This window comes from Bacillus sp. Bos-x628, from assembly GCF_040500475.1.
GTDB classification, from domain to species: Bacteria; Bacillota; Bacilli; order Bacillales; family Bacillaceae; genus Bacillus; species Bacillus maqinnsis.
Genome location: NZ_CP159358.1, coordinates 728,955 through 748,576, shown reverse-complemented (window position 1 = coordinate 748,576; position 19,622 = coordinate 728,955). Strand labels below are relative to the sequence as shown.

14 protein-coding genes are annotated in these 19,622 nt (G+C 39.3%); all 14 read left to right on the top strand.

All coding sequences use genetic code 11. The features are described from left to right. Positions 1–46: 46 nt before the first annotated feature. The 14 genes from ABVJ71_RS03935 to ABVJ71_RS03870 all read left to right on the top strand — a co-directional run bounded on the left by ABVJ71_RS03935 (position 47) and on the right by ABVJ71_RS03870 (position 19,500). Complete coding sequence (locus ABVJ71_RS03935; RefSeq protein WP_353855701.1) at positions 47–2,416, top strand: DNA translocase FtsK; 2,370 nt, start codon at positions 47–49, stop codon at positions 2,414–2,416. Between the two features lie 291 nt (positions 2,417–2,707). Continuing rightward, positions 2,708–3,433 (top strand): GntR family transcriptional regulator, encoded by a 726-nt coding sequence (locus tag ABVJ71_RS03930; RefSeq protein WP_353855700.1) that lies wholly within the window; start codon positions 2,708–2,710, stop codon positions 3,431–3,433. 104 nt (positions 3,434–3,537) lie between these two features. Beyond that, entirely contained in the window at positions 3,538–4,770 is a 1,233-nt protein-coding gene (locus tag ABVJ71_RS03925) for an MFS transporter (protein ID WP_353855699.1), read from the top strand. A gap of 312 nt (positions 4,771–5,082) precedes the next feature. Then, complete coding sequence (locus tag ABVJ71_RS03920) at positions 5,083–8,202, top strand: MMPL family transporter (RefSeq protein ID WP_353855698.1); 3,120 nt, start codon at positions 5,083–5,085, stop codon at positions 8,200–8,202. Positions 8,203–8,343: 141 nt separating this feature from the next. Continuing rightward, complete coding sequence (locus ABVJ71_RS03915) at positions 8,344–9,624, top strand: pitrilysin family protein (RefSeq protein WP_353855697.1); 1,281 nt, start codon at positions 8,344–8,346, stop codon at positions 9,622–9,624. Next, the gene (locus tag ABVJ71_RS03910; protein ID WP_353855696.1) at positions 9,621–10,913 is read left to right on the top strand and encodes a pitrilysin family protein; all 1,293 of its coding nucleotides are present in this window, start codon (positions 9,621–9,623) and stop codon (positions 10,911–10,913) included. The genes ABVJ71_RS03915 and ABVJ71_RS03910 overlap by 4 nt, the downstream gene beginning before the upstream one ends. A 158-nt stretch (positions 10,914–11,071) precedes the next feature. Continuing rightward, positions 11,072–11,548: a MarR family transcriptional regulator gene (locus ABVJ71_RS03905; protein ID WP_353855695.1), complete on the top strand. Its 477-nt coding sequence runs from the start codon at positions 11,072–11,074 to the stop codon at positions 11,546–11,548. Further along, complete coding sequence (locus ABVJ71_RS03900; RefSeq protein WP_353855694.1) at positions 11,526–14,645, top strand: MMPL family transporter; 3,120 nt, start codon at positions 11,526–11,528, stop codon at positions 14,643–14,645. Before ABVJ71_RS03905 ends, ABVJ71_RS03900 begins: the two co-directional genes overlap by 23 nt. A gap of 30 nt (positions 14,646–14,675) precedes the next feature. Continuing rightward, a complete protein-coding gene (locus tag ABVJ71_RS03895; RefSeq protein WP_353855693.1) occupies positions 14,676–15,404 on the top strand; it encodes an SDR family oxidoreductase in 729 nt (242 codons plus the stop codon). Positions 15,405–15,477: 73 nt separating this feature from the next. After that, positions 15,478–15,735 carry a DUF3243 domain-containing protein gene (locus ABVJ71_RS03890; RefSeq protein ID WP_353855692.1) on the top strand — a complete coding sequence of 86 codons (258 nt, stop codon included), beginning with the start codon at positions 15,478–15,480 and terminating at the stop codon, positions 15,733–15,735. A 131-nt stretch (positions 15,736–15,866) separates the two neighbouring features. Continuing rightward, complete coding sequence (locus ABVJ71_RS03885) at positions 15,867–16,658, top strand: DUF3388 domain-containing protein (protein ID WP_353855691.1); 792 nt, start codon at positions 15,867–15,869, stop codon at positions 16,656–16,658. A 23-nt stretch (positions 16,659–16,681) separates the two neighbouring features. Beyond that, entirely contained in the window at positions 16,682–17,581 is a 900-nt protein-coding gene (locus tag ABVJ71_RS03880; RefSeq protein WP_353855690.1) for a RodZ family helix-turn-helix domain-containing protein, read from the top strand. Positions 17,582–17,651: 70 nt separating this feature from the next. Next, complete coding sequence (gene pgsA, locus ABVJ71_RS03875; RefSeq protein ID WP_353855689.1) at positions 17,652–18,233, top strand: CDP-diacylglycerol--glycerol-3-phosphate 3-phosphatidyltransferase; 582 nt, start codon at positions 17,652–17,654, stop codon at positions 18,231–18,233. 16 nt (positions 18,234–18,249) lie between these two features. Then, positions 18,250–19,500, top strand: a complete 1,251-nt coding sequence (locus tag ABVJ71_RS03870) for a competence/damage-inducible protein A (protein WP_353855688.1) — start codon at positions 18,250–18,252, stop codon at positions 19,498–19,500. Positions 19,501–19,622: the final 122 nt, after the last annotated feature.

The following is a 19,622-nucleotide window of genomic DNA, read 5'->3' as shown; positions in this document are numbered from 1 at the left end:
TCATCTTTCAGTAGGTTATATTTTCTTTTGTAGTAAGGTGATGAGTATGGCAAAAAAAAGAAAACGTAAAACAAGAAAAAAACAAAATAAACAGCTAAACCTGAAATATGAATTAAACGGGCTGGTTTGTATTGCCATAGCGATCATTGCCATTTTGCAGTTAGGTGTTGTCGGACAAACCTTTGTATATTTATTCCGATTTTTTGCAGGTGAATGGTTCATTCTCTGTCTCATCGGGTTATTTCTTTTTGGTGTGACGATCTTTTGGAAAAAACAAATACCTGATATTTTAACAAGAAGGAAAGTAGGACTTTACTGCATCATCGCTAGTATCTTGCTGTTGTCACATGTCAAACTATTTCAGCACTTATCATCTGCAGGGGTCATAGGCTCTCAAAGTGTGATAAAAAATACGTTTGAGCTTTTCTTAATGGACATAAAGGGTGAGACAGGCTCTCCTGATTTAGGAGGCGGAATGATCGGTGCGATTTTGTTTGCAGCTTCCTACTTTTTATTTGCTCAAGCGGGTTCTCAAATCATGGCCATTGTACTGATGCTGATTGGGATTATCCTAATGACAAATCGATCGCTACAAGAAATGGTTAAAAAGGTGTTGCTGCCTGTTTCACAATTTTTTATCAAGCAGTGGAAGGCGTTTGTTGAGGATATGAAAGGGATGAGGCGGGCTAAAAAAAGCACTACCTCTCAGAAAGAAAAGAAGAAACGTTCACGTGTTCAAGAAGATGACGATGATGATCACATCTTGATCGAGGCGGAAACACCACTTGCTGACAATAGTCAGCCGATTATCTCCAGTTTTGCAGACAGGGATGAAATGATCACTCCTCCGGTTCAAAAGGAGCAGGTATCGACAGACACCGGACCCCATGTAAAAGAGCAGTCTGCGCAAAATGCATTATCGCATGATCGGGCAGATCAACCAAAAGAAGCACTGCCAATGACGTTTACTGAACTCGAAAATAAAGATTACGAATTGCCGTCTCTCGATATTTTGGCTGATCCCCAGCATTCGGGACAACAAACGGATAAGAAAAACATATACGAAAATGCAAGAAAGCTCGAGAAAACGTTTCAAAGCTTTGGTGTGAAGGCAAAGGTGACGCAGGTTCATTTAGGACCGGCAGTGACGAAATATGAAGTATACCCGGATGTCGGGGTCAAAGTAAGTAAAATTGTCAATTTAAGTGATGACCTAGCACTGGCTCTAGCAGCAAAGGATATTCGAATTGAGGCACCGATTCCAGGTAAATCGGCGATTGGGATAGAAGTGCCTAACGCCGAAATTGCCATGGTCTCTTTAAAAGAGGTCTTAGAATCGAAGCAAAACGATCGTCCAAATGCTAAACTGTTAATCGGGCTTGGCCGCAATATTTCTGGTGAAGCGGTGCTGGCTGAATTGAATAAAATGCCTCATTTGCTTGTAGCAGGATCAACCGGTAGCGGAAAAAGTGTATGTATCAATGGGATTATTACAAGTATTCTCATGAGAGCAAAACCGCATGAAGTGAAGATGATGATGATTGATCCTAAAATGGTGGAACTAAATGTCTACAATGGTATCCCGCATCTTTTAGCACCAGTTGTAACAGACCCGAAGAAAGCGTCTCAGGCACTAAAAAAAGTGGTTAGTGAAATGGAACGCCGCTACGAACTGTTTTCTCATACTGGCACAAGGAATATTGAAGGTTACAATGATTATATTAAACGTATGAATCAAACCGAGGAAGCAAAACAACCAGAGCTCCCTTATATTGTGGTAATAGTGGATGAGCTGGCAGATTTAATGATGGTCGCATCTTCTGATGTTGAAGATTCAATTACGAGACTTTCTCAAATGGCACGTGCTGCTGGCATTCATTTAATTATCGCAACACAAAGACCTTCTGTAGATGTAATTACAGGGGTTATTAAGGCAAACATTCCATCAAGAATTGCTTTTAGTGTATCTTCACAAACGGATTCAAGAACGATTCTTGACATGGGGGGCGCAGAGAAGCTGCTAGGCAGGGGAGACATGCTGTTTTTACCTGTTGGTGCGAACAAGCCTGTCCGTGTGCAAGGAGCATTTTTATCAGATGAAGAAGTAGAACATGTTGTAGATCATGTCATCACGCAGCAAAAGGCTCAATATCAAGAAGAAATGATTCCAAGTGAAGAAACGCAGGATGAGCTTACGGCTGTTGAAGACGATTTATATGATGAAGCTGTAGAATTAATCATTGGTATGCAAACGGCTTCTGTTTCTATGTTGCAAAGAAGATTCCGCATTGGCTATACACGAGCGGCACGTCTGATTGATGCAATGGAAGAGCGGGGCGTTGTGGGGCCATATGAAGGAAGTAAACCGAGAGAAGTCCTCTTATCGAAAGAACAATATGACGAGCTCTCTTCATAAATGGAAGAGAGCTTAGCGTGTAGACAAACCCCTCGCATTCGTTGTCAGATCTGTGCTGGTGCTCACGAATGTTTCATTCGCTCCAATGAAGTACTGGTTTTTCTGAAAAGATGACAAAGGGCTAAAATAAATAAAATCATTTTAGTCCTTTAAGTCAATCATATAATAATTATGTCAACTGGATGTCGGGCTATTTATTTATTTTTCAAAACATGATATAGTTATTTTCATCTTATCTCGGAACAGAGATTTCTCATCTTATCATTTGCGTTGATTAGACGGAGGGAAAACATGTCTACCAAAACAGACAATCGACATTTATATTTGAAAGTGATTGACCGTATTAAAGAAGATATTCAAACAGGTGTATATGCCGAAAAAGAAAAACTGCCCTCAGAGTTCGAGCTCTCAAAACTTTTAGGAGTGAGCAGAGCGACACTGCGTGAAGCCCTTCGTATATTAGAAGAAGAAAAGTATTTGATTAGAAGGCATGGAGTAGGGACTTTTGTCAATTCAAGACCCCTCTTTTCAACAGGCATTGAACAGCTCACCAGTGTCACGAAAATGATTGAGCAGGTGAATATGACACCTGGAACAATCTTCTTATCCTCGCAAGAAGGGGAGCCAACAGAGAATGACGTCATCCGTTTTCAGTGTGATGAATCTGATGAGATCTTTTCAATGGAGCGCGTTCGAACGGCAGATGGACAACCAGTCGTATATTGTTTGGATAAAATTCCTGTCAAACATTTACCCGCTTCTTTTACTCATGAGGACAAATCACTTTTTGAGCTGTTTGGCAGAGAACCACATAGCGGGATTAAATATGCAGTTGCCGACATTGAACCGATTGGCTATCATGATCAAGTTTCTCCTATACTAGAATGTGATCCTGAAACTGCTCTTCTGTTACTGAAACAAATGCACTATGATCAAGATGATCAGCCGGTTTTATACTCGCTGAACTACTTTCGAGCGGATAAATTCAGTTTTCATGTCATTCGTAAACGATTTTAACAAAGCAGGCGCTTTCATAAGCGGTTGCCTTTTGTTTTTTTGCCCGTACATAATAACCATAAAACTTGCCACACTAAAAGGTAACAGTATATAGAATTGGGTGAATGATGTTGGGCGAGAAAACAGTCAGTAAAAAAAATATTATTGCATTATCATCAGTGCCTTTAATCATGACACTTGGGAACTCGATGTTAATACCAGTATTGCCAGAGATAGAAAAGAAACTTTCAATTACTTCCTTTCAGGTCTCACTCATTATTACGGTATATTCCGTTGTCGCGATCTTATGCATTCCAATTGCAGGGTATTTATCTGATCGTATTGGGAGGAAAAAGGTGCTACTTCCATGCCTTTTAATTGCTGGTCTTGGAGGAGCTGTTGCAGCCGTTGCTTCAACCATTATGAAAGAACCATACATGTGGATTTTATTCGGCAGGGTACTTCAAGGTGTTGGATCAGCAGGAGCGGCTCCTGTTGTCATGCCGTTTATAGGAGACTTATTTCATGATGATAAAGAGGTGAGTGCAGGGCTTGGTGCGATTGAAACATCCAATACTGCTGGAAAAGTACTAAGTCCAATTATCGGAGCACTGCTTGCTTCTTGGTTTTGGTTTATGCCGTTTTGGTTCATTCCGTTTTTCTCAATTACAAGCTTTCTCATGGTCTTGTTTATGGTTGAATCCGCTAAAAAAGAAGAGAATGCGCCTTCATTTAAAGAATTTTTGAAATCAACAAAGACCATTTTTAAACATGATGGACGCTGGCTTTATTCTATTTTTGCAATTGGCGGTTTTATTATGTTTCTTCTATTTGGTGTGCTCTTTTATTTATCTGACAACTTAGAGGCGGCTTATCAAATTAAAGGGGTCAAAAAAGGGCTCCTTCTTAGTATCCCGCTCCTTTTTTTGTCTATTAGTTCCTTCGTTGCTGGAAAGACCATCGGAAAAGAGAAGGGAAAAATGAGATTGTTTTTAATCGTGGGAATGGCCTTATTATCTCTTTCTTATATCTTTTTGTGGTGGAATCACAGTTTCTACTTATTATTTATATGTTTGAGCATTGGCGGGGTTGGGATAGGCATTGTACTACCTGCACTTGATGCACTGATTACAGAAGGAATTGAAAAAGAGCAGTGCGGGACCATTACGTCATTTTACAGTAGTATGCGGTTTATCGGCGTAGCTTTGGGACCGCCGATTTATGCGTATCTCATGGATAAAGGAGACTCCATCGTCTTTATTCTCTCAACCATTTGTAGTCTGATTTCATTATTTTTGGTTCTCTTTTTCATCCAGCCCGATAAAAAGGATGAAAGTGAACAATTGAATACGGTTTAAACTTAGAAAAAAGACGGTATTTTGCCATCTTTTTTCTTTTTTATAAATTGACATGTAAATTTTTGATAGTTAAACTAAAGTATAGTAATATCTATTAAATTATCCCAAATAGGAGGTGGAAGATTTCTTCTCTGTCTTTATATTGGCAGAAGTAGAGTCGTGGATGGATAATAAAGGGCTGCTTCTTCAACACGACAGGACAATTGAATCGGTCATCCTGCCATTAGCAAGTTGTAAGTCGCAGTCAGCACTTCAGACATATTTATAAAAACAGTAAATTGATTGATGAATTAGAAGGAGCTTGAAGCAGCTATGTTGCAAATCATTAAAGCAAGATGGATGATATTAGTGGTGTGGATGATAACAGCCGTTATTTTGTTTATTACTGCACCCGATTTAGAGGAATTAACGAGGGAAAAAGGGCAATTAAATGTTCCAGATGGGACACCTACAGCAGAAGCACTTCAATTATTGGATAAGCTATCAGATCATAAAGGAAAAAAAGACACTGGTGTGATTGTATTCTCCGAACAACATCTGTTCCCTGCAAAAGAGCAGGAATTAAAAAAGGCTTTAGCTGCACTCATCACGCATGCCCCAGAACTCCACATTGACGGAATTACTTCATATTTTCATGTAGATCCGGACATTCAAAAACAACTTTTATCAAAAGATAAAAGTACACTTCTTGTTCCATTCAAATTCGACCATTATGAAACAAAAGCTGTGAAGATTAAAGAACAAATTGAGGAAGTTTTAAAGCCCTACAACGTTTCATTTGAAATGACGGGTCAAAAATTTGTGGATTCAGATGTCATTAAAAGCTCTCAACAAGGTCTGAAGAAAACTGAACTTATAACGATGATCTTTATTTTTTTTATTTTAATTATTGTGTTCAGATCAATATTAGCACCTGTTGTTCCACTGATTACGATTGGAATTTCTTACGCGGTAAGTCGGTGTGTTGTGGCTTTTCTCGTGGAATATACGCAATTTCCTCTATCTAATTTCACTCAGATTTTTATGGTAGCGATTATGTTCGGTATAGGAACAGATTATTGTATCTTGCTTTTAAGCCGTTTTAAAGAGGAGATAGGGCAAGGACGTGATGTGCAAGAATCGATCATCATCACTTATAAATGTGCAGGCAAAACGGTGTTTTTCAGCGGGTTAGCCGTATTAGTCGGTTTCTCAAGCATTGGTTTTGCCAAATTTCAACTGTATCAATCCGCTGTCAGTGTTGCGGTGGGAGTTGGCATTTTGCTGATCGCTCTTGTCACGATTGTTCCTTTTTTTATGTCGGTTTTCGGAAAATCTCTTTTTTGGCCATCTAAAAGAGAAAATATCCGTCATCCGCAAAGTAAAATATGGGAGCTTGCAGGTCGGTTTTCATTTAAGAGACCGCTCATCAGCTTAGGTTTAGTAGCCCTTATCACAGTTCCGCCAATTCTCATGTATGATGGAACACTTTCTTATAACAGTTTAAATGAAATTGGGACAAAGTATGAATCAGTCCGTGCGTTTAATACAATTTCAGATCAATTTGGATACGGAGAAGCATTGCCGCTGAATGTTCTTGTTGAAAGTGAAAACGAGCTAGATAATCAGGAAAAGATCGTCATTATTGAAAAGCTCACTCGTAAGTTAAATGACATTGAAGAAGTAAAAACAGTTCGAAGTGTCACAAGACCGGTTGGAGATGGTTTAAGTCAACTGTACGTCACTTCTCAAGCGAAAGACCTAGGTGGAGAGCTTGGAAAAGGAAATGAAGGAATAGGGAAAATCTCTGATGGATTGACAGAAACAAACTTAGCTCTTATCAAACAAAAGCCAAAGATTGAAGACTCCACTAAAGGAATTGACAAGTTGATTCATGGAACAAAAGCCATCAAAAATGGAATTGGAGAAGTAAGAGAATCACTGATTGCTTTAGAAGATGGGGTTAAGCGCAGCAAAGACGGTGTCGGTACCATCAGACAAAAAATCAAAGAAGCGAAAAAAGAACTAGAACAAGAATATTATAGCAGTGAAGCAATGATTAAAGAGCTTCAAACAATGGTCAACACGTTTGAACGCCATGAGAAATCAAATCAGGAACTTATGACCACGATCAAAAAAGTGAAAAAGTCTTATGAGAATCTATCATTTGAAACGCTTGAAAAGCGTGTTCCAAAACTCAAAGACATGGATGAATATAAGGACATTAAGAAGGTATTCAGGGAAACAAAAGAAATGCTAAAACAAGCAGAAGACCAAATGAGCTTATATGAAGATGAAGCATCAGCTTTTGAACAAAAGATCAAAAAAGCAAATCAGGTCATTCAAGCATTGAAAAGTAAACAGAAAGAAGTGAAACGACAAGTACACGATTTAATGACAGGGCTTGATCAAATTTATGATGGTCTTGATCAAACGAACAAAGGACAAAAACAATTAATTAAAGAAATGCCTAAAATAGAAAATGGAGCAGACCAGCTAGCAGATGGTCAAAAATCATTAAAAAAAGGATTTAGCCAATTTTCATCTAAGCTCAATTTATTAACAGATGGTTTAGATGAAAGTATTGAAGGGTTAGAGCAAGTTAAAAACGGCTTCACAGAGGCTGATAGCTATTTAAAGCAGCTCCAACAGGCACCCGATGAAGAAGTAACCGGCTGGTTTATTCCTAAAGAAGTGTTAAAACGACATGATTTTAAGCAAATTTTTCATACCTATATGTCTCCAGATCGCAAATTAACGACATTTGAAGTCATTTTGAATGTAAATCCATATAGCAATGAAGCGATGGAAGGTGTGGCAAAAATTGAGAATACACTTGATCTATTTTTGCCAGAGAGCGGATTGAAAAATGCGAACTATGGTGTATCAGGTATATCAAGCTTAAATGTTGATTTAAAAGAAACATCCGACGGTGATTTTATTCGAACCGTTATATTTATGTTAATGGGAATTTTCTTTATTTTAATTTTATTGTTACGTTCTATTGTCATGCCTATATACTTAACACTATCAATGATCTTAACGTATTTTACATCCATCGGTTTAACAGAATGGATATTTAAAACCTTCTTTGGCTATGATGGTGTAAGTTGGGCTGTGCCGTTTTTCAGCTTTGTCATTCTCGTCACGCTTGGGATTGATTATTCCATCTTCCTCATGGATCGTTTTAATGAATGGAAGGGAGAACATGTTCAAGCATCGATGATATCAGCAATGAGAAATATGGGCTCAGTCATTATTTCAGCAGTTGCCATTTTAGGTGGCACCTTTGCAGCTATGCTGCCATCAGGTGTTTTATCTCTTGTTGAGATAGCAACAGTTGTGCTCATTGGTCTTTTGTTATATGCTTTTGTTGTTCTGCCGCTATTTGTTCCGGTTATGGTCCATATTTTCGGCAAATGGAATTGGTGGCCGTTCAGGATGAAATCGTAGCCCGCGTCTCTGCTTATGCAGAGGCGTTTTTATTTCCTATCCTTTCCTCTGATTGATATAATGACTATTAAATGGCTGAGTTGCGTATAGATCAGCTATGTTCTAATACATAATAAATAGGATGAACAAAGGAGGTTTCTCATGACATATTTACAAGAGAACACATTCAAGACAGCTGGTCTGAATACACATATTGTCAAAACAGAAAAATTTAAAACAGTGACTATTCTTTTTAAAATGCTTGCGCCTTTATCTAAAGATGACGTGACCATGCGTTCCCTTTTTCCCCATGTGCTTTTAAGGGGAACAGAAAAATGGCCGAAAACAGGAGAATTGCGGGCTTATTTTGACGAGCTTTATGGTGCGACGGTTTCGGCAGACATGGCGAAAAAAGGTGAGAATCATGTCATTACATTCCGTCTTGAAATGGCGAATGAAAAATATTTAAAAGATCAGTCCCCTTTACTAGAAAAAGGGATATCATTATTGGCTGACCTTCTATTCCACCCATATCTTGAAGAAGGGGTGTTTAGCAAATTATATGTAGATCAAGAGAAACGAACATTAAAGCAACGCATTCAGGCTGTTTATGATGATAAGATGCGTTATTCAAATTTACGACTAGTTCAAGAGATGTGTAAAGGTGAGCCGTATGCTCTGCACGTTCATGGTGAAATGGACGACCTAGATGCGATCACTGAGGGCACTCTTTATGAAGCTTATAAGCATGCTCTTCATTCAGATCAGCTTGATCTCTATGTTGTGGGAGACGTTGACGAGCAAGATATCAAGCGGATGGTCACTGAATATTTCAAAACAAGTGACAGAGAGCCGGTTAAAAAAGATGCGGATTCATCAAGGTCACATGCAGAACCAAAAGAAGTCATCGATGAAGAAGATGTCAAACAAGGCAAGCTGAATATCGGCTTTCGCACACATACAACAATCGCCGATCAAGATTATCCAGCGCTGCACTTATTTAATGGTCTATTTGGCGGCTTCTCACATTCAAAACTTTTTATCAATGTTCGTGAAAAAGCAAGTCTTGCGTACTATGCTGTGTCAAGGCTTGAGAGCTTTAAAGGTTTGATGATGGTCATGTCTGGAATTGAAGTAGCGAACTATCACCAAGCTGTCGACATCATTAAAGAGCAATTTGAAGCTATGCAAAAAGGTGATTTTACAGATGAGGCTATTGAACAAACAAAGGCCGTCGTCAAAAATCAACTGCTAGAAACCATTGATACGCCTTATGGTACAGCGGAATATCTATATCAGCATGCGGTCATTCCAACAGGAGAGACCCTTGATTCCTTTTTAGAAGCGTTAGAGCGCGTGACAAAAGAGGATATGATCAAAGTGGGTCAGAAAATCGAATGGGATACGACCTATTTTCTGAAAGGAACGGAGGGTGCTTCATGACGGTGAAAACAATTCAATTCGATCAGCTACAAGAAACGATGTATCACGAAAAAATGGACAATGGATTAGACGTTTACGTGCTGCCAAAGCATGGGTTTAACAAAACATATGCAAGCTTTACAACCAAATATGGCTCAGTCGATAACGAATTTGTGCCACTTGGTCAGGAGAAGATGATACGTGTTCCAGATGGCATTGCCCATTTTTTAGAGCATAAGCTGTTTGAAAAAGAAGATGGCGATGTATTCCATACTTTTAGTAAACAAGGTGCATCTGCAAATGCTTTTACAACGTTTACGAGAACGACCTACTTATTCTCAAGTACCACAAATGTCAAGCAAAACCTTGAGACGCTCATTGACTTTGTTCAAGACCCCTATTTTACCGAAAAAACGGTTGAAAAAGAAAAAGGAATCATCGGTCAGGAAATCAACATGTATGACGATAACCCAGACTGGCGCTTATTTTTTGGGCTCATTGAAAATTTATATCAAGAGCATCCAGTCAGAATCGACATTGCTGGAACAGTAGAAAGCATTGCACCCATCACAAAGGATCATTTGTATGAATGTTATGAAACGTTCTATCATCCGAGCAATATGCTACTTTTCGTTGTCGGTCCTGTTGATCCTAAGCAAATATTAGATCAAGTAAGAGCGAATCAAGCGAAAAAACCTTTTACAGACCAGCCTGATATTAAGCGGAAAGAAATCAATGAACCTGAGAATGTATATCGTCAAGAATATGAGCTCAAAATGAACGTTCAAGGTTCTAAGTGTATGTTTGGTTTAAAAACAAAGAATCCACATAAAAAAGGCAAACAGCTTTTAAAGCATGAGCTTGGAATGAATATCATCTTAGAGACGTTATTTGGCAAAAGTTCGCTGCAATATGAGCGGATGTATGAAAAAGGCTTGATTGATGAGACATTCAGTTACGACTATACGGAAGAAGGCGGATTTGGTTTTACTTCAGTTGGCGGAGATACAAACGATCCCGATCAGCTCGCAGCTGAATTGAAACAAACTCTTCTTCAAGCAAAGAGCCTCATCACAGAAGATAAGATTGAGCTCGCCCGCAAGAAAAAAATTGGCAGCTTTTTAAAAGCCATGAACTCTCCAGAATACATTGCAAATCAATTCACAAGATATGCGTTTCTAGAGATGAGTTTATTCGATGTCGTTCCAGTATTAGAGCAATTGAATTTACAAGATATTCAGCAGATATTAGATGAAGAAATTGATGAAAAACGAATGTCAGTATTCAAAGTCGTCCCCAAAACACGTTAATTCATAGAAAGACAAACTCGCGTAAATAGGGTTTGTCTTTTTTGTGTTCATTGTGACAAACTAAAGCAGTTGAACTTTTTGAAGATGATGATTGACACTGTTTTACTTATTAGTTAAACTCTTTAATAGTTCAACACTTAAACTAAAAGGGGCAGCATATGGAACAACAAAAAATTGCACAGCTTATTCAAAGATATGCAGATGTATATCTCATGATGGAGAGAAAAGTATCAAGCTTGATCACCGAAAAGCTTGATAAAGAACTTACACTCGATCAATATTTCTCGCTTCGTTACATCAACTTACATCCTGGGTGCACATCAACAGAATTGGCCGCTGAATGTAATGTCAATAAAAGTGCTGTGACATCCATGACAAATCGTCTTTTTAATAAAAACTATATCATTCGTCAGCACGATCAAGTCGATAGAAGAAATGTTCACTTATATGTGACCACAGAGGGGAAAGATGTCGTGGGAAGAATGGAGAAGCAGCTTCAAGATCTTGTTCGTTCTTATTTTGAAAAGTTTGAAGAAAAGGAAATAGAATTGTTTATCCAAACATATGAAAAGCTTTATCAGATTATCATCGAAGAGGAGGCACAAGGCACTAATGAGAGCAATCATAAAGGGTAGATGGCTTATCACGGTCCTTTGGGGCGCATTAGCGGCAGTATTATTGATCACCGCTCCTCATATGGCGCAATTAACAAAAGAAAAAGGGCAAATTTCCGTACCTGATGGTTATCCGTCCTCATATGCGAATCAATTAATAAAGAAAATGTCTGAAAACGGAGATACCGAAAAGTCACTCGTGATTGTTTTTCAAGAGAAGAATCTTGTCACAGAAAGAGAGCCTTCTTTAAAAAAGGCATTGCAGATGTTAGAAAAAGATGCAGACCTCCACGTAGAAGACATCACTTCTTATTTTGAAGCAAACAAAGATATCAAAAAGCAGCTACTCTCAAAAGACCAATCGACCTTGCTTGTTCCTGTTACATATGATTCAAACAAGATAAAGGCATCTGATTTTAAAGAGAAAGTGAACAAAAAGCTAAAGAGCCTGAATCTGAAGTATGAAATGACAGGACAGCCGTTAATTGATGATGATGTCATCACAAGCTCTCAAGAAGGTTTGAAAAAGACTGAATTCATTACAATTGGATTTATTTTAGTCGTACTTGTGCTCGTCTTCAGATCAGCAGTAGCGCCTCTTGTTCCTTTAGTGACAGTGGCACTTTCTTATCTGGTCAGTCAATCGATTGTCGCTTACTTAGTCAAATATGCAGACTTTCCGCTCTCTACTTTTACCCAAATCTTTATGGTTGCCATCATGTTTGGGATTGGAACTGACTACTGCATCTTACTCTTAAGCCGATTTAAAGAAGAGATAGCGCATGGGAAAGACAAAATTGAGGCCATCCTTATCACGTATCAAACAGCAGGGAAGACGGTCTTGTTTAGCGGAATTGCTGTTCTTATCGGTTTTACATGTATTGGTCTAGCACAATTTCAGCTTTATAAATCAGCTGTCGCGGTCGCAGTTGGTGTCGCTGTGCTAATTGTGGCACTGCTCACCGTCGTTCCATTCTTTATGGCCGTTTTAGGAAAAGTTTTATTTTGGCCGATTAAAGGTGATATTGCCCATCCACAATCAAAAATGTGGGAAACAGCAGGTCGTTTCTCCTTCAAGAAACCACTTTTCAGCTTATTAATTGTCGGGATGATGACACTTCCTCCTATTCTCATGTATAAAGGAACACTTTCCTATAACAGCTTGGATGAAATCGGTAATAAGTATGAATCTGTCAATGCATTCAATACGATTTCTGACAAATTTGGACCAGGTGAAGCGCTCCCAGCAACTGTTGTTGTGAAATCATCTAATCTCCTTGACAATAACGAAGGGCTGATCGCAGTTGAAAAATTAAGCCGTGCCATTGAACAAACAGATGGCGTGAGTAAAGTCAGAAGTGCGACACGTCCAGTCGGTAAAGGGCTGAGTGATCTGTACGTGAAGTCACAAGCCAAACAATTGAATAACGGACTTGAGTCCAGCAATGAAGGATTGAAAAAAATCAAAGACGGCCTTGCGAAGGCGAGTAAATCCATTGAAGACCAAACACCACAAATCAAATCATCAGGAAAAGGCATTAATCAATTAATTTCTGGTACAAAATCCGTGCAAACTGGCATTCAACATGTCGAAAAAACGTTAAGAAAACTAAAAGACGGAATCGACCAAAACAAACAAGGTGTAGCAACGATTAAAGAGGAAATAAAGGACGCTAAAAAAGAATTAACCGCTCAAGTTGCTCAAGTGAATCAGCAAGTCACTCTTTATAGGAGCATTTCCAAGGAATTAAAGGCGGTATTATCGCAGGTAGACACCGCATCATCTGTAGCAAATGATGTGAAAGCACTGATCAGTCAAGCAAATAAACAATTCAGTACACTCGAAGAGCAAATTCCACAGGTAAAAGAGAATCAATCGTATCAAACCATCAAATCTTCATACAAGGAACTATCTACTATCTTACAAGAAGGGTCCAAACAGGCAGACAGTTACGCAAAACAAGCAAAAGAAGCGAAAAAACAGCTTGAAACTGCTGATGCCTTTATCGCAAAAGCATCAGAGCAGCAAAAAGTCTTTACGAATAAAATTAATCAGCTCATTGCAGGTTTAGACAAAATTGAAAATGGGCTTGATCAAACCGCTAAAGGACAAGAGCAGTTGGCAAACAGTTTACCACAGCTTGAAAATGGTGCAGGTAAAATCGTAGAAGGTCAAAAACAAATGAAAGAAAAGATTGCAGGTTTTGGTGAAGATCTCATCAAATTGACTGATGGTCTCAATGCAAGTGTAGAAGGACTTGAGAAGGTTTCAAGCGGTTTAATGGGTGCTGGCGACTACTTAGATGAATTGAACAATGCACCAGATCAAGACATGGCCGGCTGGTTTATTCCGAAAAAAATACTGAAAAATAAAGCATTCAAGCAAGTATTTGATTCATACATGTCTGATGATCGAAAGATGACAAAGATTGATGTCATTTTAGAAAAAAATCCATATGGCAATGACGCCATGACGACGATTAAACAAGTAGAAGCTTCAGTCGAGCGTGTGCTCCCTGAAACAAATTTAAAAGATGCATCTTTTGGTGTTGCGGGTGTTTCAAGTATGAATGCTGATTTAAAACAGTTGTCAAATCAAGACTTTAATAAAACGGTACTTTATATGATGATCGGCATATTTCTCATATTGGTGATGCTGTTCCGTTCTCTTGTGATGCCGCTTTATTTGGTCGCATCTCTTATTTTGACTTACTTTACAGCGATAGGTGTGACCGAGTTTATTTTCACTCACTTCTTTGGATATCCAGGCATCAACTGGGCTGTCCCATTCTTCGGCTTTGTCATTCTGATGGCTCTTGGTGTTGACTATTCGATCTTCTTAATGGAGCGGTTTAACGAATACAAAACAAAAGATACACAACTGGCGATGACCGAATCCATGAAGAATATGGGTTCTGTGATCATATCAGCTGCTGTCATTTTAGCAGGTACATTTGCGGCTATGTTGCCGTCAGGTGTGTTATCTCTTTTACAAATTGCAACACTTGTGTTAACGGGACTTTTACTGTATGCACTCATTGTGCTACCATTGTTCGTACCTGTTATGGTGCGAATGTTCGGATCAGCAAACTGGTTCCCATTTAAACGAAAAGAGTAAGGCAATTCATAAAGAAAGTAGGAACGTTCTATGAGCAGTTGGGCGCTTATAACTGGTGCCAGTGGTGGAATTGGGCAAGCGACAGCAAAAAGGCTTGCTCAAGAAGGCCACCATCTCATGTTGCATTATCATCAAAATGATCAGGCGGCCATACGTCTCGCCGCTCATCTGAAAGAGATGTACAACATTCAAACACATGTGGTTCAAGCTGATTTATCAACAACAAGCGGGGCAGATGAACTTGTCAGCTGTCTGCCGCATTCTCCTGATATTTTAATTTTCAATAGCGGCAAAAGTCATATTGGCTTAGTGACGGACACTTCAAAAGAGACACTTGCCGAAATGGTGCAGCTCCATGTAACAAGTCCTTATGAACTCACACAATTACTACTGCCAGCAATGATTCAAAAAAAAGCGGGTGTCATCATTGCGGTGAGCTCCATCTGGGGGGAAACTGGCGCATCGTGTGAAGTGCTATACAGCATGGTGAAAGGGGCGCAAAATGCCTTTATAAAAGGTTTGGCTAAAGAGCTTGCGCCAAGTGGAATTAGAGCAAATGCAGTCTCACCTGGAGCCGTTCATACAGACATGTTAAGCACTTTTTCAGCAGAAGACTTAACAGTGCTCGAAGAAGAGATCCCGCTCGGCAGACTTGCAGCTCCTGAAGAAATTGCAGATGCTATTTGTTTTCTCACCTCAGAAAAGTCAAGTTATATTACAGGACAAATTTTATCAGTCAACGGCGGCTGGTACTGTTAAAAAACGTGTATAATTCATCTCTCCATGACAAAAGCTATGGCTGTAATTCATCTTTTCGAATGGAGGAATCGACATGTCTGTACTTGAGAACTGGGATCATTGGAAAAACTTTTTAGGTGACCGTTTAAACCATGCGCAGGATAAAGGTTTGTCAGATGATACAATCAATAACCTTGCGTATGAAATTGGCGGTTATCTTGCCAATGAAGTTGAGGCAAAAAACGAGCAGGAAAGAGTGCTTGCTGACCTTTGGAGCGTTGCATCAGAAGATGAGCAGCGTGCCATTGCAAACATGATGGTCAAGCTTGTTGAAAATAATAGCACGCACTAAGTCAAAAGAGGGGACGTTCGTGCCTCTCTTTTTATTTTAACCGTTTAGCAACATTGTGCTTTCTAAAAATGTGAAAATGCTTTATGATAAAGGAAGGTAAAAATTTGCCACAATGAAGGGGGTAATATCATTTGGCAAAGCTCGAATGGTATTTTGAATATGAGATACAAGTAAACCGTCCCGGTCTTTTAGGAGACATTTCTTCTTTAATGGGGATGCTTTCAATCAATATTGTGACAATAAATGGTGTTGATGTATCAAGACGCGGAATGCTTTTACGCTGTGATCATACTGACCAAATTAAGCGCCTTGAATCAATTTTAAATACAATGGAAACGATAAAAGTAACAAAATTAAGACAGCCAAAACTTCGTGACCGTTTGGCTGTTCGTCATGGAAGATACATACAGCGTGATGCTGATGATAAAAAGACGTTCCGTTTTGAAAGGGACGAGCTCGGTCTTCTGGTTGACTTCATGGCTGAGTTATTTAAAAAAGAAGGGCATAAATTGATTGGAATTCGTGGGATGCCGCGTGTTGGAAAAACAGAGTCGATTGTGGCTTCAAGTGTATGTGCAAGTAAAAGATGGCTGTTTGTGTCGTCTACCCTTTTAAAGCAGACCATTCGCAGTCAGCTCATTGCAGACGAATATAGCCCAGATAACGTATTCATTATTGATGGGATTGTTTCAACAAGAAGAGGTTCAGAAAAGCATTTGCAACTTTTAAGAGAAATCATGAGACTGCCGGCAACTAAAGTGGTTGAACATCCAGATATCTTTATTCAAAATTCAGAATATACAATGGATGATTTCGATTACATCATTGAACTGCGAAATAATGCAGATGAAGAAATTACATACGAGCATGCTGAAGAGCCACAAGTATTTGACCATTCTGGTTTTTCGGGCTTCGATTTTTAATATGGTAATGGTAGGTGTTTGTTTTGACTGAATTGGGAAAACGGCTCATTGAGGCCAGAGAGGAAAAAGGGATGTCGCTGGAGGATCTTCAGACGGCTACCAAAATCCAAAAGCGCTATTTACAAGCAATCGAACAAGGAAACTATGATATTATTCCAGGTAAATTTTACGTCAGAGCGTTTATTAAACAATATGCCGAAGCCGTTGGACTGAATCATGAACAATTGTTCGAAGAATTTCGTAAAGATGTGCCAAGCACATATAATGATGAAGTATCTGATAAATTATCGAATATTAAACCGCAAAGAGAGTTGCCAAAGCCTGCTTCAAAGGTGTTAGAGCTGTTGCCGACCATTTTGATTGTTGGAGGCATTCTCGTTGTCATAGCGATCATTTATGTCATCATTCAAGCGGTCAATCATGATAGCGGGCAGAAGAATCATCAGACGGATTTGCAACAATCAGAATCAAAATATGAAGTATCAGAAGATTCATCACTGGCGAAGGATCAAAAGAAAAAAGAAAAGGCATCTTCAGAGAATAAAAAAGAAACGTCCAAAAAAGACGATTCATCAAAAGACGATGAAGCTGTTTCCATCAAGGCGACAAATACAGAAGGTGCGACGACGACCTACGAAGTGTCCGGTTCAGATGAAATGGAGTTAACCATTTCTGCAACACAAACTTCATGGCTACGTGTAAGAGACCAGTCTGGAAAAGTGTTGAAGATGGGTGAACTTAAGGATGGAGATTCGTTTAAAACAGATTTATCTGAGCTATCGAAAGTAGATATTCGTCTCGGAAATGCGACTGGAATTGACATCAAGGTCAATGACGAGGCGCTCAAGTATGAATTAGATCCTAAGAACACAATGACACAAAACATCGTGATTGTGAATAAAGAAAAGGAAAAGTCATCTTAAGCAAGTAGATGACTTTTCTTTTGTTCCTACTACGATATACATAAAATGCATGATTGGAGGATTGGTTTTTATGTTTAACTTACCGAATAAAATTACACTTTCTAGGATCGCTTTGATCCCAGTTTTTATGATGATTATGCTCGCTCCTTTAGATTGGGGTGTTGCACGCTTTGGTGACGTGAGTATTGAAGTGACTCACCTTGTCGGGGCCATCTTGTTTATTGTTGCATCAACAACCGATTGGATTGATGGTTACTACGCACGCAAGCTAAATTTAGTAACGAATTTCGGTAAATTTTTAGATCCGCTTGCAGATAAATTGCTTGTTTCAGCTGCTTTAATTATACTGGTTCAATATCACCTTACGCCTGCATGGATGGCGATTGTCATCATTAGCCGTGAATTTGCTGTGACAGGTCTAAGGCTCGTATTAGCCGGAGACGGTGAAGTGGTAGCGGCCAATATGCTTGGAAAAGTGAAAACATGGGCGCAAATCATTGCGATTTCGGCACTTCTATTGCATAACCTGCCGTTTGAACTTGTATCATTCCCGTTCGGTCATCTTGCCATGTGGGTAGCAGTGTTCTTCACGGTTGTCTCAGGCTGGGATTACTTTGCGAAAAACTGGGAAGCTTTAAAGAATTCTAATTAAAAAGGACGTGTACGCTTTGAATTCAGAGAGAAAAGCAGAAATCATTGCAGTCGGTTCCGAACTTTTGCTAGGGCAAATTACGAATACGAATGCACAATATATCAGCAAACAACTAGCTGAAATTGGTGTGAATGTTTATTACCACACAGCAGTCGGTGACAACCCAGAGCGTTTAAAACAGGCCATTCGTGTGGCACAAGAAAGGTCTAATTTGATTATTTTCTCAGGTGGTCTTGGACCGACAAAAGACGATTTAACAAAAGAAACAATTGCAAATATGCTCGGTAAAGAGCTTGTTTTAAATGAAGAAGCTTTTGAATCAATTCAAGACTACTTTCAAAAGACAGGACGTAACATGTCACCGAACAATCGCAAGCAGGCACTGGTTCTAGAGGGTTCTGAGGTACTTGTCAACCGGTTTGGGATGGCACCAGGTATGTTTATCCAAGAGGGAGATACTTTTTATATCCTGCTACCTGGTCCGCCTAGTGAACTGCACCCGATGTTTGAAAACGAAGCAAAGCCGCTTATTTCAGAGAAGCTTGGCTTAAAGGAAAAAATCGTGTCTGTTGTTCTGCGTTTCTTCGGAATTGGTGAATCACAGCTTGAAACAGATCTCGAAGATTTAATCGACGCTCAGACCAATCCAACAATTGCACCGCTAGCAGCCGATGGTGAAGTGACGCTGAGACTGACGGCAAAACATGAAAATGAAAAAGAAACAGAACGACTCTTAAAGGAAACAGAATCACAAATATTAGAGCGCGTAGGGGAATATTTCTACGGATATGGTGATACATCTCTTGTCCGTGAGGTATCAAAGGCTTTACATACACATGAGAAAACAGTGGCTGCAGCTGAAAGCTTCACAGGCGGAATGTTCTCTGAATGGCTCACAGATCTCGAAGGAGCTTCGTCTATTTTTAATGGAAGTGTTGTTTGTTACACAAACCAAGTGAAACAGCATGTGGTAGGCTGCCGGGAGGAAACACTTTCTACCCATGGTGCTGTAAGCAAAGAGTGTGCCTTTGAACTCGCTGAGGGCGTAAGAAAGCTAACCGGAAGTGATATCGGAATTAGCTTTACTGGTGTTGCAGGGCCTGATATTCAGGAAGGACAGCCTGTAGGAAAAGTGTTTATCGGTCTTTCAACAAAAGATCAGACAGACGTCTTTGAATGGGTGTTTACGGGCAGTCGATCAGGCATTCGGAAGCGCGCTGTGAAATATGGCTTACACCACCTACTCACATTATTAAAAGAAAGTTAATTTCGATTTTTGCTAGGTTTACTCCTTTATAAAAGAACGTTTCTTCTAATAGAAATCAATCTTTTCTCAAATAATGTGCTAAGAAAAAAGTCGAATATGTGTTCGTTTTTTTCTTGGCAAAC

Coding starts and splice junctions, on each gene's coding strand:
- ABVJ71_RS03915 (WP_353855697.1), top strand. CDS start 8,344: ATGACATATTTACAAGAGAACACATTCAAGACAGCTGGTCTGAATACA.
- ABVJ71_RS03890 (WP_353855692.1), top strand. CDS start 15,478: ATGTCTGTACTTGAGAACTGGGATCATTGGAAAAACTTTTTAGGTGAC.
- ABVJ71_RS03920 (WP_353855698.1), top strand. CDS start 5,083: ATGTTGCAAATCATTAAAGCAAGATGGATGATATTAGTGGTGTGGATG.
- ABVJ71_RS03900 (WP_353855694.1), top strand. CDS start 11,526: ATGAGAGCAATCATAAAGGGTAGATGGCTTATCACGGTCCTTTGGGGC.
- ABVJ71_RS03935 (WP_353855701.1), top strand. CDS start 47: ATGGCAAAAAAAAGAAAACGTAAAACAAGAAAAAAACAAAATAAACAG.
- ABVJ71_RS03895 (WP_353855693.1), top strand. CDS start 14,676: ATGAGCAGTTGGGCGCTTATAACTGGTGCCAGTGGTGGAATTGGGCAA.
- ABVJ71_RS03925 (WP_353855699.1), top strand. CDS start 3,538: ATGATGTTGGGCGAGAAAACAGTCAGTAAAAAAAATATTATTGCATTA.
- ABVJ71_RS03930 (WP_353855700.1), top strand. CDS start 2,708: ATGTCTACCAAAACAGACAATCGACATTTATATTTGAAAGTGATTGAC.
- pgsA (WP_353855689.1), top strand. CDS start 17,652: ATGTTTAACTTACCGAATAAAATTACACTTTCTAGGATCGCTTTGATC.
- ABVJ71_RS03905 (WP_353855695.1), top strand. CDS start 11,072: ATGGAACAACAAAAAATTGCACAGCTTATTCAAAGATATGCAGATGTA.
- ABVJ71_RS03910 (WP_353855696.1), top strand. CDS start 9,621: ATGACGGTGAAAACAATTCAATTCGATCAGCTACAAGAAACGATGTAT.